The following is a 14,304-nucleotide window of genomic DNA, read 5'->3' as shown; positions in this document are numbered from 1 at the left end:
GGGTGTTACCATGGCTCAATCCACGTACCTCGCGAGCACGGTCGTCACGGGGGTCGCACTGGCGGTGCTGCTCGTCCTGTTCGTCCGGAGCGCGCGCCCGATTCCCGCGGTCACTGGCGCACCCTCGGGCGGCGTCTCCCGGGCGGTCCGCGGGCCGATGGGCTGGACGCTCGGCTTCTTCGCGCTGCTCGCCGCGGTGACGGCTGGGACCCTCGCGTACGTCTCCGGCGCGGTCGCCCCCGCGATGGCCGTCACGCTGCTCGCCGTCGTCGCCACCGTCGCCTTCGTCGGCTACCTGCTCTACGGGGTGTACGCCGCCGCGCGGGGGAACGGCCACCACAGCGCGCTGGCGGCCGGCGAGGCGCTCGTCGTCCTCGGCGTCTTCGCGCTCGTCGCCGTCGTGACCGTCCTCCTGCTGGGCTGATGGCGACCACGTCGAGCGTGCGACGCCGGCTCGCCACCCTCGATTCGCGAGCCGTGGCCCTCTTCCTCGGCCTCGAACTGCTGGGCGTCGCGGGCTACTATCTGCTGGGCCCCGCCGACATCGAACAGCCCCGCTACGCGCTCTATCCATGGATATGGATCAATCTGGGCCTGCTCGCCGTCTGGCGCACCGACCCTCTCCCCGCGAGCGGCCGCGCTCGCCTGCTCGCCGGCGCGCTCGCGGGCGGCTACGTCCTGCTGCTCGCGTGGCTCGCCGGCCTCGTCGCCCTCGACGGCCACAGCCACGGGCTCTCCGGGTTCGTCGTCACCATGTCCGCGCCGGGGTGGGGCCCCCGCGTGAGCTACGTCGCCGGGGGGTTCCACGTCTCCGTCATCCCCTATCTCACGGTGGGGTATCTCGCGCTCGGCTACCTCCTGTACGCCGCCGTCCTCCGCGCGCGGGCGCTCTCGCTCGCGGGGCTCCTCGGAGTCGGGAGCTGTCTGAGCTGTGCGTTCCCCGTGATTTTAGGAGGTGTTGGCGCGGCGCTCTCGCCCGCCGTCGCGTCGGTGGCCATCGACCTCTCGACGGCCGCGTTCGTGGTGACGGTTGGGCTGTTGTGGCGGGCGACGTGAGTCACGCGGGGGTCGGCCCTCACCGTATTCGGTCCCGTTCGCGGTCCCGCCTCAGTATCGCTGTCGGTGCTTCCGTTCGCTCCTCTCGAAGCATTCCCTGTACGTCCGATGGTCGGGGAACGGGATTCACGACCACTTCTCCACGCTCGTTCTTGTCGAACCGAATGCGTCCGGGAGTATCGATGTCGAGCGTTTCTCGAACCTCTTTCGGGATGGTCACTCGTCCCTCGCTCGTGATTCGGACTGCTTTCCCGTCGGTGTTCATACCCGGTGGTTGGTCGTGGTCGTACAAAGTGTTCAGCACCACTCCCCTCACGTAATCGAGTACGCCGCGGCCGCGGTGAGCGCCAGCGCCGCGAGCAGGCCGATGAGCATGACGCCCGTGATGGAGCGGGGTTCCCATCGCAAATGTTGGTAGTAGCCCGCGACGACGACGGCCTTCACGGCCGACAGGGCGACGATGGCCCACAGCGCGGGCCAGTAGAACCGCTCGATGAACCCGAGTTCGATGGCCACCTGCGCCGTCGCTAAGACGAACAGCAGGACGTAGATCACGGTGTAGAGTGTGAGTCGGTTCATGATTCTCTGGTTACAGGATGTAGAACAGCGGGAACAGGAACAGCCAGACGATGTCGACGAAGTGCCAGTAGAGCCCGAAGTACTCGATCGGCCGGTCGTCGCCGAGGTACGCGCCGTGGTACGCGCGGTACAGCAGGTAGCCGGCGACGGCGATCCCGCCGATGACGTGCGCGGCGTGGAGCCCCGTCGTGAGATAGAACGTCGAGGCCTGCACGCTCGACCCGAGGGTGACGCCCTCGTGGAACAGCGCCTGCCACTCCAGCGCCTTGTTGATGAGGAAGCCGATGGCGAGGAGGATGGTCGAGGCGAGCGCGACGACGACGCCCCACCGGTTCCGCCGCTGGGAGGCGGCGAGCGCGAGCACCACGGCGAACGACGAGGTCAACAGGAGGTAGGTGTTGATGAGCCCCGGCAGCGAGTCGTGGGGCACCGGCTCCCACGCGGTCCAGCCGAACGCCGTGCGGATGAACACGTACGCGCCGATGAGCGCGCCGAACAGCACCACGTCGCTCGCGAGGAAGATCCAGACGCCGAGTTTGGTGTTCTCCACGCGCGCGAAGGGCCAGCGGGCGCCGCGTTCGGGCTCGGGTGCGTAGAACGGCTCGGCCGCCATCGCCACGAGCGCGAGGAACGCGACGGTGCCGCCGCCGACCAGCGAGAGCACCGCGAGCGTCCCGAGCATCCCCTCGGCGAGGACGCCCTCGCGGAACCCCGCGAGCCCGAGGAAGGCGAAGAACGCGCCGATACTGGTGACGAGCGGCCAGATGCTCGCGTGGCTGGCGTGGTCATCCCCGCTCGGGTTCGCGTGGGCGTCCGTCGCCCCTGCCGTCGTGGCTCCCCCATCCGCGACGGCCGCGGCCGGTTCGGTGACGAGGTGGAACGCCCCACCCTCGTACGATGGAACCCCGTCGAAGTTCTCCAGCGGGGGCGGGGAGGCGACCGTCCACTCCGCGGTGGTGGCGTAGGGCCAGGGGTCACCGGCGGCCTCCTCGCCATGGGTAAGCGAGCGGTAGAGGTTGTAGAACATCACGAGGAACGACACCCCGAGGATGAACGCGCCGACGGTGGCGAGGCGGTGCCACGGGAGGAAGGCGAGCTCGTAGTCGAACGCCCGTCTCGGGGTCTCCCACGCGAGGAACATCGGGAAGTAGAGCAGATTGAAGCCGACGAAGTAGAGCGCGAAGTGGAGCTTTCCCAGCGTTTCGTCGTACATCCGCCCGGTCATCTTGGGGAACCAGTAGTAGAGCGCGCCGAACAGCGCGGTGGCCCCGCCGACCATCACGTAGTGGAAGTGGGCGACGACCCAGTAGGTCCCCCGGAACTCGTAGTCGAGGACGACGGCGCCGAGGAAGACGCCCGTAATCCCTCCCAGAATGAAGAGGACGAGCGCCCCGAACGCGAAGAGGAAGGGGGTATTGAACTGGATCTTCCCCTTGACGAGCGTGTAGATGAGCGCGAAGACCATCAGGTCGAACGGCAGGGAGATGCCGATGGTCGTCACCATAAACAGCGTCTTGATTGGGAGGTTGATGGAGGTGAGGAACATGTGGTGCATCCACACCATGAACGACTGGACGGCGACCAGCACCATCGCGGCGAGGAACCACTTGCGGCCCACTAATCGCCGCCCGGTGAAGGTCTGGAACGCCTCCGCCATCGCCCCCAACGCCGGGAAGAAGACGATGTACACCTCCGGGTGGCCGAAGAACCAGAACAGATGCGCCCACAAAAGCGCGCCGCCCTCGTTCGCGGCGAGGTAGGTGGTGCCCAGGATTCGATCCGAGAGGAGGATGAACAGCGCGGCGAGCAGCGCGGCGAAGGCGAACAGCATCATCCACACCGTGAGGAGGATAGAGGCCGAGAAGAGGGGCAAATCCCGGAGGTGGAGCCCCGGCGCGCGCATCCGGTGCATGGTGGTGAGGAAGTTCACCGAGGAGACGGTCACCGAAACCGTGAACAGCGTGAGCGCGAGCATCGCGGCGGTGCCGCCGGGCTGGGGGGTGTACGCCGGAATCGAGAGCGGGGCGTAGGCCGTCCAGCCGCCGTCGAAGGTGCCGCCCATGAAGAACGACCCGATGAACAGCATCCCCGAGGCGAGATACAGCCAGTAGGACAGCGCATTGAGTCGGGGGAAGGCGAGGTCCTTCGCGCCGAGCTGGAGGGGGACGACGTAGTTGGCGAAGCCGAACGCGAACGGCGAGATGAACCAGAACACCATCAGCAGGCCGTGGGCCGTGACGGTCTGGTTGTACGCGAGCCCGGAGAGGATGGTGCCGCCGGGCGTCCAGAGCTGCAGCCGGATGAGCAGCGCGAGCACGCCGCCGAAGACGAGGAAGAACAGCGAGGTGACGATGTAGAGGATACCCACGTCCTTGTGGTTCGTCGTGACGAGCCAGCGCTTGATGCTGGTCTTCGGCGGGAATTCGTGGGCCTCGTCGGTGAGGGCGGGGCGCTCGCTGTGGGTGTCCTCCGCGTAGCCGCCGTCCGGGTGGATATCGGGGGTCATGATGCGGTGGTGTTGGCGTACCAGGCGTCGTACTCCGCCTGCGTGAGCACGATGACGGGGGCGTGCATCGCGGAGTGGCCGGCGCCACAGAGCTCATAGCAGTTCGCGCGGTAGGTGCCGGGCTCCGTGGGGATGGCCCACGTCTCCGTCGTCTGGCCGGGGATGGCGTCGGCTTTCACCCGGAGGTCGGGGATACCGAAGTTGTGGAACACGTCACGGGAGGTGACGAGGAACCGGACCTCGCGGTCCACGGGGAGCCGGAGCTCGCTCGTCCGGTGGCCGTTCGGGTAGACGAACTCCCAGCCGAAGCGGTACCCCTCGACGCGGATCTCCAGCACCTCGGCGTCCTCGGCGGGCCCCTCGACCTGCGGGTGGGTCGGCTGCTCGACGTACAGCAGGGTGCCGTAGCTCCACGCGACGAGCGAGACGACGACGATCGTCGAGAGGCCGAAGGAGACGAAGAGCTTCTTCCCCCCGCCGCTCCCCCGCGGGAGTTCACCGAGCGAGGGGCGGTCGCCCCCGTCCCCACCACCGGTACTGCGACCCGTGTCGCGGTACGTGTAGGCGTTCCAGCACATGTAGCCGATGACGACGACGCCGACGACGGTACCCAGGATCAGGAACACCCAGTAGATCTGCTCGAAGACGGCGGTTCGGGCGCCCCGGGGGATGAAGCCGCCGCTCCCCCCGTTGTGCAACGGCAGCGGAACGACCGGAACCTGGGTCATGCGTCTCCACCTATCTCACCCTACATAATCACAGCTCCGCTATATAACGGTTTTGCATGTTAACAGGGAACACGGCGACCTGCAGGGGGACGCTTCCCTATCTACACCGGGACGTGTCGTATCGGGTAGGTTAGTGGTTTTCGCGGGGACAAAGGTTTTCCCTTCGAGCGTGGTAGTACATGACATGGCTGACACTGATGCGCGAACGGAGAACGTGGGCGTCGACGTCGAGTTCGAGGAGAACGGCGAGCCCGACTTCGACACCCTCCTCGGCGTCATCACCGACGGGTTCGTCGGGGCCATCGGCGGGTTCGTCGGGACGTCGGTGATGACGGTGGTGCTGCTCGTGGCCACCACCATCGGGGTGTTCGACTTCGTGGCGTTCGAGGAGCTGGCGACGCTCTCCGGGCTGGCCGCGTTCGCACCGATGGACGCCCGGTCGTTCGGCTATCTCATCTTCCTGCTCGGCGGGATGGTGACGTGGCCGCTGCTGCTCGCGTCGCTCGGCTCGTATCTCCCGGGTGATCGCTTCGCGCTGAAGGGGATCCCCTTCGGGTTCGTCCTCTGGACCGGGTTCGCGCTGGCGTTCTACACCGGCCAGACCGGGCTCGCGCTCGCGGGCTACCTCGTGTTGACGCTCATCGGCCACTTCGCGTACGGCTTCGCGCTCGGGACGGTGTTCGACTACCTCTCGACCCGGCCGAAGACGCTCGTCTGAACGCGAGCCCGACCGTTCTTCTCACCGTCTAACGCCCACGCCCGCGTAGCCACAGCCCTCACACGCGCGGGTCGCGCTCGTCCCCAGCTCGTACGTCTCCATCCCCGCGCCACACCGCGGGCAGGCGTCCGCGCCGCCGGGGGTGACCCCCGCGACGACGAGCCGCACCCGGAGCTCCCCCGCCAGCGCCTCGTCGATGGCCGCCCCCCAGATGAGATGCGCCTCGGGCGGCACCCGGTCGCCGACGGCCTCGATCGCCTCCCCCGCGGTCGCGACGGACATCGCCTCGCCTCCCGCGACGTGGACGAGGACGCCCGTGGTCGCGTCCAGGCCGTCGAGGGGTTCGAGTGCCGACGCCACGGCCGTCTCCCCCGAGGGTTCCCGCCCCCGACAGAGCGCCGCGGCCCCCGTTCCGGCGAGGACGGTGTCGAGGTCCGCGAGGTCGACGTTCACGAGCCCGGTCTCCGAGACGAGCGCGACGATGGCGTCGACTCCCACGGCCAGCGTCCCCGCAGCGTCCGTGACGCCCCGCGGCGGGGGTGCGACGACCGCCGCGTCCGCCACCTTCCGCACCCGGGCGAGCGACTGTCGCTCGCCTTCGGTCTCCGGGGGCGGGGTGACGACGACGGTTAACGCCCCGGCGGCCCGGCCTCCCCGGGCCACCGCGGTCACCTCGGCGTGTGCCCCCGGCGTCGCCGCGATGAGCAGGACCGCACCGCTCTTGACCGCTCCCGGTAGCTCTCCGGGCGTCACGGTCGTGGCCGCCGTTGCGGTCGCTGCGGCCCGGCCAGCCGCACCACAGCCGGTGACGACGATTGCACCGCGGGGTTGGTCGGGGAGCGCCATCGCCCGGCGGTACTACGTCACCACGGATGACGCTTACCCAGCCTGTCGGTCCGTTGTCGGGTCGAACACCGTCTCGAGGAGCCGTCGTTCCGCGGTCCGAAGGTGGTACTGGTAGGTCGTCGCGGCGATGCCGAGCGTGTCGGCGAGCGCCGCGGTCGTACAGGCGTGGGGCCACTCGTAGTAGCCGCTGTAGTAGGCCAGCCGGAGGGCCTCCAGCTGCCGGTCGGTGCAGGCCGACTCGAGACGGGCACGAACGGTTTCGGCCGTCTCGGGGGCCGACTTCGCCCGGCGGGCGTGGAGTCGCATCCCCGGATACCGCTCCTGGAGGCGTTCGACGAACGGGCGGACGGCGTCGTCCGCGTCGAGCGTCACGATCACCGCAGTCTCCAGCGAGTCGGCCGTGAGCGCGGTCAGCGCTCCGCCGAACGCTCCGGTGGCCTCGACGAGGTGCAGGCGCTCGACGTCCACCCGGACGAGACACCGGTCCCCCTCGTCCACCACCGGAGTCGCCGCGTGGACCTGCTCGATCCCCGTTGCCGCCTCCACCAGGTGGTCGGCACTCGTCTCGGCCGTGAGGAACAACCGGTGTGGCGTCCCCGGGACGACACCGCGGAGGCTCACCGGCGTGTCGAGCCACGCCGCGAGTCGGCTGAACAGCAGGTCGCCGTCGCTCCGGAGCTCCAGGGAGACGCCTCCCGACCCGAGCTGTGGCGCGGTCCGGTTCCGGTCGTGGAGGAGGTAGCCGATGACCTCACCGACGCTCGCGAGTACGGCGCGTTCCTGCGCGACGAGTTCGTCGGGGTGACGGAGATGGAGCAGGAGAACGCCCATTACCCCGTGGTGGGTACCGAGTGGGACCGCGATGACGGAACGGTAGTCGTGGCCGAGCGCGTCGCGACGATGGCGTCGCCAGCGGTTGTCGTCGAGGACGTCCGCGGTGACGGTGACGGACTCGGTCCGGATGGCCCGACGGGCGAGCGCCGCGATGGGGTCGTCCGGGGTGGCGACCCGGTCGAACACCGCGGACTCGATGGCCGGGTGCGTCCGGGCGTGGAGCCGGTCGGTCAAGTCGTCGTGCCCGACGATCCACGCGAACTGGTACAGCTCGTCGCCGGTGAACCGGTCGACGACCGTCCGTTCGAGCGCCTCCCGGGTGTCCGCGCGGACGGCGGCACGGACGACTCCCCGGACCGTCTCGTCGAGATGGGCCAGCCGCTCGAGTTGCCGGGTTCGTTCCGCACGGCGCTCGTCGCGCTCCCGCCGTTCGGCCTCCTGATGGAGGCGCTCCAGGACGGCTTCGAGGATGTCGACGAGCGTGTAGGAGAGCTGTCGGCGGCCGTTCGTGAGTGGGTCGGGTTCCGGGGAGCCGGCGACGACCAGCCCAGCGTTACCCAGCGGGAGGACGAGCCCCTGGTGGACGGGGAACGTCACCTCCGGTTCGGGGTGGTACGCGCCGTGGAACGGGACGACGGTCCCGGCGACGAACGCGTCCTGAAGCGGCCCTTCGGCGTCGAACTCGAGGGCGTCCGTATCGATGGTGTCGGGGTCGACCGCCTCGCTCCACGCCCGGAGGGTGAACGTCCCGGCGTCCCTGTCGAAGCCGTAGGTGGCGACGGCGGCGTAGTCGAGCACCTCGGCGACGGCGATAGTGATCCGGGAGGCGACCTCCCGCTCGGTACCACCTCCGATGAGCTGCCGGATATAGGTGTGAATGCGGCCCAGGCCGATCTCGTAGCGGTGGCGTTCGGTGACATCCTCCAGTATCGACACCGAGAGACCGTCCAACCCCCGTCCGTGGGTCGTTGTCACCTCAACTCGGCGTCGTTCGCCGTCGGGGCGATGGAGTCGACCCAGGTACCGCTCCGTCGGGGGCGCGTCCTCGATGGTCCCACCGGCCCCCGACCCGAAGGGCGGGGACGGAACGCCGTGCCGTCGTGCCGGGTGAATCGGCTCCAGCCAGTCGCTCAACTGTCGGCCGTACGCGTCGTCGCGGCCCGTCAGGCCGAGCAGTTCGACGGCGGCTGCATTCGCATCGACGAGACGGTTCTCCCGGTGGACGACGCTCGGCCGGGGAAGCGCGTGGAGGAACCGTCTCCCGGCCGACGCTGTCCCCCGCGCGGCCCGGTGGCACTGGACGGCCAGCACGTCCATCCCGGCCTCCGGGGTGAGATAGCCGTCGACTCCGTAATCGACAGCGAGGATGGCCAACTCACCGGTACCGCTGTCGTCGACGAGGACGACGGGTGTCGTGCCGAGTCCGGTCAACTGCGCCCGGGCCGTCTCCGTCTCCGTCGCGACGACGAGCGCGCAGTCGGCCCGACTGCCGTCAGTCCCCTCGATTATCTCGGCGTCGATTGCCGGGTCGATGGCGCCCAGGCGCGTCCGGAGTGCTGCGCTGGGAGGACCGTCACCGATCACGCAGACGGTCATTCGGTTCATGGTCATTCCGCCGAGCCAGCATGTATAACTGCTCTGCCGGACTCGGCGTTCGTTTCGGCTGGGACTCTAGTATGCTTGCCCCTTACTGCGGACAGGTCGTGCATACTTGAACGAGGGCTTACCCTATGCTGTGGCCTCGGTCAGGCCAATGACGAGGGACGACTTCGAGACGGCGGTAGACTGGCTCCGAGCGTGGCGACCGACGGACCGGACCCACCTGGGGCTGGTCTCCTCGCTCGCGTCGGGGTTGGGTGCCGCAACGGGCAAGCCCCCCCGTCGTCCCTCGAGCGGCTGTGACGTCGTCGTCGGTGCGGTTGCGGTCGCGGTCGTTCGCCCGGGTGACCTGCTCGAGCACACGACACTCGACCGGAAGCTCCGGGCGCTCGCCGCCACCTACGATCAGCTGATTATCTACGGCCCGAGCGTCGGTGGGGGGCTCATCGACCGTTGGCGGACCCGAGCACGGTACTACACCGCCGCCCGTCTCGGCGTGACGGCCGTGGCGTTCGTGACGGGCCCACCGCCGACGCACGTCCCCGACCAAACGCGGTGGTGGGCGGCGCTCGGCAACTGGCTCGCGGGCTGGTGTCTGTTCGCGATGGCACTGACGGCACTCCTCGCAGGGCTGGTGACGCTCTCCCCGCAGCTCTCGGTGTTCGAGCAGGCGACGCTGACGGCGATGGGCGTCACCTACTCGTTCGGGTTCCTGCTCACCGTGCTGGTCACCGGCGGCTGAGTCACCACCGGAACTCGAAGCGTGCACCGCCGTCGTCCCCCTCGTGGACCGAGGGGGTCCAGCCGTGGCTCTCGGCGACCTGCGCGACGATGGAGAGGCCGAGGCCGGCCCCCTCGCCGGTGGTGTGGCCGCTGGTGAACACCTCCTCGCGGCGGTCCGCGGGGATGCCGGGGCCGTCGTCCTCGAGATAGAACCCGTTCTCGAGGTCGCCGACGGTGACGGTGACGACCGGTCTCCCGCCGTCGACGGCGTTCCCGTCCGTTCCCACCTGGAGCATCGTCTTCGAACCGTGTTCCACGGCGTTCCGATAGAGGTTCTCGAACAGCGACCGGAGGTGGGGGATGCTCGCGTCGACGGTCTGCTCGCTCTCGACGTGGAGGTCGAGGCCGGGCGGGACGGAGGTGGCCGCCTCCTCGGCGACGGTGGCGAGCGGGACGCGTTCGGTCTCGAAATCCCCGGTCCGGGCGAGCGCGAGCATCTGATCGATGATGGTCTCCATCCGGTCGTGGGCGCGGATCACGCGGTCGAAGTGGTCGTGGTCGCCCACCTCTTCGCGCGCGAGCTCGGTGTAGCCACGGGCGACGGTGAGCGGGTTCCGGAGGTCGTGGCTCACGATGCTGGCGAACTGGTCGAGCCGGTCGTTCTGCGCCTGGATCCGCTCGCGCTGGCGGGCGGTTTCGGTCGCGAGGTAGCCGACGACGAGCCCGGAGCCGGCGGCGACGGCGGTGGCGTTCGCGGAGAGCATCACCGCCGTCGCGGTGGTGGCCACGGTCGACGGCGTGATGAGATACACCCAGAGGTAGATGAGGTTCCCGAGGAGGGCGCCGGCGAGCCCCCAGCGGGCGATGATCAGGTCGGGCTCACCGCGGCGGTGGTGGTCGACGGAGAGGACGAAAGTGCTGAGGATGACGGCGGCGGGGATGAGGAGGTGTTCGACGCGCGCGAACAGGTCGGTTTCGGGTTCGAGGACGACGTGAGCGGCGGTGAGCGCGAGCAGGAGCCCGCCGAGGATCGCAGTCGGGACTCCGGGCTCGCGTAACGGTATCCTGCCCCGTCGATCCCCCATCGTGTACTACCGTTGTCCACCTCTCGGTATAAACGCCGGGCTTGCTCCTCCGTGGTGTTCTTCAGGCGGCGACCGGTGATTCCACGTCCGCGAGGTACGCCGCGAGGTCGGTGGTCGTCACCATCCCGATGAGCCCCTCGGTGGGGTCGACGACGGGCATGTGGTGGAACCCCTCGGCGACCATCGTGTCGGCCACGTCGCGGATGGAGTCCTGTGCCCCGGCGGTGACCACGTCGGTGCTCATGTAGCGCTCGACGGTCGTCTGGGCCTTCGGCTGGCTGAGCGCGACGATGCGGACGAAGTCCGTCGTGGTGAGGATGCCGACCACGTGCCCGTCGTCGTCGGTGACCACGACGGACCCGATCTCGTTGTCGAGCATGACCGACGCCGCGTCCTCCACGAGCGTGTCGGGGGAGACGGTGTGCAGGTCGGTCGACATGATACGCGCCACGAAAATATCGTCCATGATTGTTGATGCCACTCATGGGTGATAAACCCTCTCACTATGGCAAAACCCTCTCAGTCGGCGGGTGTCGGGCGGTAGTTCCGGCTCACCGCCTTCCACGCCCCGGAGTGGAAGCGGTAGTAGTTCAGCGCCGCGGGGACCGCGGTCTCGGCGAGGAAGGCGAGATAGAGCCCCCACAGCCCGAGGGCGGTCGTCGCGCCGAGATACGCGAGGGGGATGGAGACGCCGAACATCCCGACCGCCTGCGCGGCGAACGGCCAGCGGGTGTCGCCGCTGGTGTCGAGCGCGCCCGCGGCCCCGCCGGAGACCCCCTGCAACACGACCGCCCCGCAGGCGGCGTAGACGAGCGTCACGGCGACGGGGACTGCGGGGTTCGTCGGGTCACCGAGGAACGCGACCACGATAGGCTCCGCGAGCAGGAAGACGATGCCGGCCGAGACGAGATACACCGCGACGGCAAAGCGGATGATCTCGCGGCCGTACTCCTCCGCGCGGTCCTCGTCGCCGGTGCCGAGCTCCTGGCCCACGAGCGAGGAGGAGGCCAGCCCGAACCCCCAGCCGGGGGTGTTCATGAGCCCCCAGATGCGCCGGGCGACGACGAACGCCGCGACCACCTCGCGCCCGAACAGGTTCACGATGAACAGCATCGGGAACTCCGCGACGGTCCAGACGCCGTTGCGCCCGACGACGGGGGCCCCGATGGTGACGATGTCTTTCACGTCGGCGTGGAGGTACGACCCCCGCGGGTCCACCTGTACGGGGAGGTCGCCCATGCCGGGGAGCCGCCCGCGGACGATGCCGACCGCGAACGCGGTCGCGACGACGACGTTGGACACGACCGTTCCGATGGCCGCGCCCACGACGCCCATCTCCAGCCCGAAGATGAGCACGGCGTTGATCGCGATGTTGGCGACCGCCCCCGACGCGCGAAGCACCATCGGCGTCCACGCGTCGTCCGTCCCGATGAACACGCGGGAGGCGACCAGGTTCAGCCCGGCGAAGGGGACGCCGAAGCCGACGATACGGAGGTAGTCCGCGCCGTACGCGAGCGCGACGGCGTCGTCGCTCACGATGCTCACGAGCTCCCGGGGGAAGAGATAAAACAGGAGGGAGACGGGGACGGTGACGACGAGGACGGCCAGCACGCTGGAGCGGACGGCCTGCCCGAGCGCCTCGGGGTCGTCCGCGCCGAACCGCTGGGAGACGAGGGCGATGGTGCCCGCCGCGAGCCCCCCGCCGAGCGCGAACGCGAGCCCCCAGTAGGGGGCGGCGAACCCGACACCGGCGATGGCCGCGCCGCCGAGGGCGATACCCACCATCGCCACGTCGACCGCGTTCTTCGACATCCGGGCGAGCCCCGTGACGATGCGGGGCCACGCCAGCTCCGTCACCCGGCGCACCCGCGGCTCCGCGACCAGCCCGAGCCGCGCGAGCAGCAGGCCGATGGCGAGGACCACGAACCGGACGGGGTTGGGAAAACGCACCTCTCGACCGTACTGACCGAGCGGTCAAGTGGGTTACCGTTCGCCCGCGCCGTGTGGCGTGTTCGCGGTGGGCGCTCCCCGGCACGCCCCGTCCACTCTGCCCCACCCGGCACGCCCCGTTCCTTCCCGCATCACCACCCACCCCTCATATCCGTTCACAGGAATCCCCAGACAGATGTTCCGTGCGCTGCTTCTCGCCTGGCTCCTCGTCCTCGCCGGTTGTTCGAGCGTGCTCCCCGGAGACCCGCCGGCCGCGCCCGGCGACGAGACGCCCGCCGAGGCCCCCGGAACGCTCGCGCCCGGCGTGACCGAGGGCGGGGTGAACTCGCTCGTCCTCGCGCAGGCGCACAACGACGCGCTGAACGCGACGAGCTACACCGTCTCGCGCACCCACACGGACCTGTATCTCGACGACCGGACGTACCGCGACCGACAGTCGTTCGTCGGGCGCTACGGCGCGGACGGCGCGTATCTGCTCACCTACGGCAACCCCGACCCCACCCCGGAGGTCCCCCACGACCGCTACGAGCTCTACGCCGACGGCGAGACGGTCGTCGTCGGGGGATTCTCCGAGGGCCGTGCCCCCGTCGTCGTCCCGGCGCTCGACGCCGACGGCGCCCCGCTCGACCCCGCCGACGGTCGGTACGAGCCCCTCGGCGTGCAGGAGCTGCACTTCATCCTCGGGGCCGTCGCCATCACCGACATCCGGGCGCTCGGCCCCGACGATGCGGGCTACGAGCGCTACGAGCTGTCGGCGACCCGGTTCCTCAAACCAGGGGAGGTCGCCGAGGGTGAGTCGGTCTGGGCCGACACGCTCACGAACCTCACCTTCACCGCCGTCGTCGACGAGCGCGGCATCGTCCACGCCTACGACTACTCGTACGACGCCGTCGTCTTCGACCGGCCGCTACGGATCACGGAGTCCGTCCGTGTGACGGCGATCGGCGAGACCGATGTCGAACGACCGCGGTGGCTCAGACCAGGCAGAATGAGGCGTCTCGCGGCGGCTCAGTCGTCCAGCTCGGCCTGGATGAACCGGCTGGCGGGGAGCCGCAGGTCGTCGAGGCCGGGGAGGTGTTTCACGTTGTAGACGATCTTCGCCTCCTCGGAGGTGGGGGCGGCGAGACAGGAGAGGCGAATGTCGCGGTCGGTCATCGACGGCGGGAGGATGTGGCTCGCCGGCATCGGCATCTCCCCCTCGACGACGGCGACGGCGCAGTTGGTACACGCCCCGCCGCGGCAGGCGAAGGGCCAGACGTTGCCGTCCTCCTCCGCGGCCTCGAGGAGAGTGTCGTTCTCGTCGACGAGGAGATGGCCGTACGACCCCGGCGCGAGCTCGGCGTCCGCGGCTTTCTCGAACAGGTCGTCGTCGGTGAGCTCCCAGCCGTGGTCGGTCATCGCCTGGTAGTCGAGGAACTCCACGCGCGTTCCCTCCACGTCGGCTTCCTCCTCGAACTCCACCGACTCCGGCTCGGCCTCCATCGCCGCCGCGTGGTCGTCGGCGTCGTACCCCGCCTGGATCCGTTCGTACGCCTGCTTGATGGCGAGGAACTCCCGAATCGACCCGCCCTGGTCGGGGTGGGCCTCCTTCACCCGCGCCCGGTAGGTCTCCTTGATCTCGGACTCGGAGGCCTCGGGGTCGATGTCGAGCACGTCGAACGGGGATGGCACACCCGTCCT

The 14,304-nt window shown here is 69.3% G+C and carries 15 protein-coding genes; 5 read left to right on the top strand and 10 right to left on the bottom strand.

From position 1 onward, the window contains the following. Positions 1 to 10 precede the first annotated feature (10 nt). Complete coding sequence (locus tag ACQUQR_RS08215) at positions 11 to 424, top strand: hypothetical protein (RefSeq protein WP_435195977.1); 414 nt, start codon at positions 11 to 13, stop codon at positions 422 to 424. Next, entirely contained in the window at positions 424 to 1,056 is a 633-nt protein-coding gene (locus ACQUQR_RS08210; RefSeq protein WP_435195976.1) for a DUF7546 family protein, read from the top strand. The genes ACQUQR_RS08215 and ACQUQR_RS08210 overlap by 1 nt, the downstream gene beginning before the upstream one ends. A gap of 19 nt (positions 1,057 to 1,075) precedes the next feature. Here ACQUQR_RS08210 and ACQUQR_RS08205 read toward each other — a convergent pair whose 3' ends face one another. From ACQUQR_RS08205 to coxB, 4 genes are read right to left on the bottom strand one after another with little or no spacing between them, the layout of a single operon-like run. Then, complete coding sequence (locus ACQUQR_RS08205; protein WP_435195975.1) at positions 1,076 to 1,321, bottom strand: AbrB/MazE/SpoVT family DNA-binding domain-containing protein; 246 nt, start codon at positions 1,319 to 1,321, stop codon at positions 1,076 to 1,078. Between the two features lie 47 nt (positions 1,322 to 1,368). After that, positions 1,369 to 1,635: a cytochrome C oxidase subunit IV family protein gene (locus tag ACQUQR_RS08200; RefSeq protein ID WP_435195974.1), complete on the bottom strand. Its 267-nt coding sequence runs from the start codon at positions 1,633 to 1,635 to the stop codon at positions 1,369 to 1,371. A gap of 10 nt (positions 1,636 to 1,645) precedes the next feature. Further along, positions 1,646 to 4,141, bottom strand: a complete 2,496-nt coding sequence (locus ACQUQR_RS08195) for a cbb3-type cytochrome c oxidase subunit I (RefSeq protein WP_435195973.1) — start codon at positions 4,139 to 4,141, stop codon at positions 1,646 to 1,648. Next, complete coding sequence (gene coxB, locus ACQUQR_RS08190; RefSeq protein WP_435195972.1) at positions 4,138 to 4,869, bottom strand: cytochrome c oxidase subunit II; 732 nt, start codon at positions 4,867 to 4,869, stop codon at positions 4,138 to 4,140. The genes ACQUQR_RS08195 and coxB overlap by 4 nt, the downstream gene beginning before the upstream one ends. 184 nt (positions 4,870 to 5,053) lie before the next feature. On the opposite strand from coxB, the gene ACQUQR_RS08185 reads away from it, so the two are divergent. Beyond that, the gene (locus ACQUQR_RS08185; RefSeq protein ID WP_435195971.1) at positions 5,054 to 5,587 is read left to right on the top strand and encodes a DUF6789 family protein; all 534 of its coding nucleotides are present in this window, start codon (positions 5,054 to 5,056) and stop codon (positions 5,585 to 5,587) included. Between the two features lie 21 nt (positions 5,588 to 5,608). Here the strand turns inward: ACQUQR_RS08185 and ACQUQR_RS08180 are convergent, their stop codons facing one another. Both ACQUQR_RS08180 and ACQUQR_RS08175 read right to left on the bottom strand, forming a co-directional pair. Then, the gene (locus tag ACQUQR_RS08180) at positions 5,609 to 6,433 is read right to left on the bottom strand and encodes a hypothetical protein (protein ID WP_435195970.1); all 825 of its coding nucleotides are present in this window, start codon (positions 6,431 to 6,433) and stop codon (positions 5,609 to 5,611) included. 33 nt (positions 6,434 to 6,466) lie between these two features. Next, a complete protein-coding gene (locus ACQUQR_RS08175; protein ID WP_435195969.1) occupies positions 6,467 to 8,872 on the bottom strand; it encodes a bacterio-opsin activator domain-containing protein in 2,406 nt (801 codons plus the stop codon). 148 nt (positions 8,873 to 9,020) lie between these two features. On the opposite strand from ACQUQR_RS08175, the gene ACQUQR_RS08170 reads away from it, so the two are divergent. Further along, complete coding sequence (locus ACQUQR_RS08170; protein WP_435195968.1) at positions 9,021 to 9,608, top strand: hypothetical protein; 588 nt, start codon at positions 9,021 to 9,023, stop codon at positions 9,606 to 9,608. Between the two features lies 1 nt (position 9,609). On the opposite strand, the gene ACQUQR_RS08165 is transcribed toward ACQUQR_RS08170, so the two are convergent. The 3 genes from ACQUQR_RS08165 to ACQUQR_RS08155 form a co-directional block, all read right to left on the bottom strand. Next, on the bottom strand, positions 9,610 to 10,674 hold the full coding sequence (locus ACQUQR_RS08165; RefSeq protein ID WP_435195967.1) for a sensor histidine kinase: 1,065 nt from the start codon (positions 10,672 to 10,674) through the stop codon (positions 9,610 to 9,612). A 61-nt stretch (positions 10,675 to 10,735) separates the two neighbouring features. Beyond that, positions 10,736 to 11,140: a CBS domain-containing protein gene (locus ACQUQR_RS08160; RefSeq protein WP_435195966.1), complete on the bottom strand. Its 405-nt coding sequence runs from the start codon at positions 11,138 to 11,140 to the stop codon at positions 10,736 to 10,738. 53 nt (positions 11,141 to 11,193) lie between these two features. Next, positions 11,194 to 12,624 (bottom strand): MATE family efflux transporter, encoded by a 1,431-nt coding sequence (locus tag ACQUQR_RS08155; RefSeq protein WP_435195965.1) that lies wholly within the window; start codon positions 12,622 to 12,624, stop codon positions 11,194 to 11,196. Between the two features lie 175 nt (positions 12,625 to 12,799). Between ACQUQR_RS08155 and ACQUQR_RS08150 the strand changes: the two genes are divergently transcribed. Beyond that, positions 12,800 to 13,714, top strand: coding sequence for a hypothetical protein (locus ACQUQR_RS08150; protein WP_435195964.1), 915 nt, complete (start codon positions 12,800 to 12,802; stop codon positions 13,712 to 13,714). Here the strand turns inward: ACQUQR_RS08150 and fer are convergent. Next, positions 13,633 to 14,295: a ferredoxin Fer gene (fer, locus tag ACQUQR_RS08145; protein WP_435195963.1), complete on the bottom strand. Its 663-nt coding sequence runs from the start codon at positions 14,293 to 14,295 to the stop codon at positions 13,633 to 13,635. The two genes, ACQUQR_RS08150 and fer, sit on opposite strands and share 82 nt — an antisense overlap. Positions 14,296 to 14,304: the final 9 nt, after the last annotated feature.

Source organism: Natronomonas sp. EA1 (assembly GCF_051195035.1).
GTDB lineage: Archaea > Halobacteriota > Halobacteria > Halobacteriales > Haloarculaceae > JBNTJV01.
The sequence above is the reverse complement of the archived record's forward strand: the minus strand, read 5'-3'. Positions and strand labels throughout refer to the sequence as shown.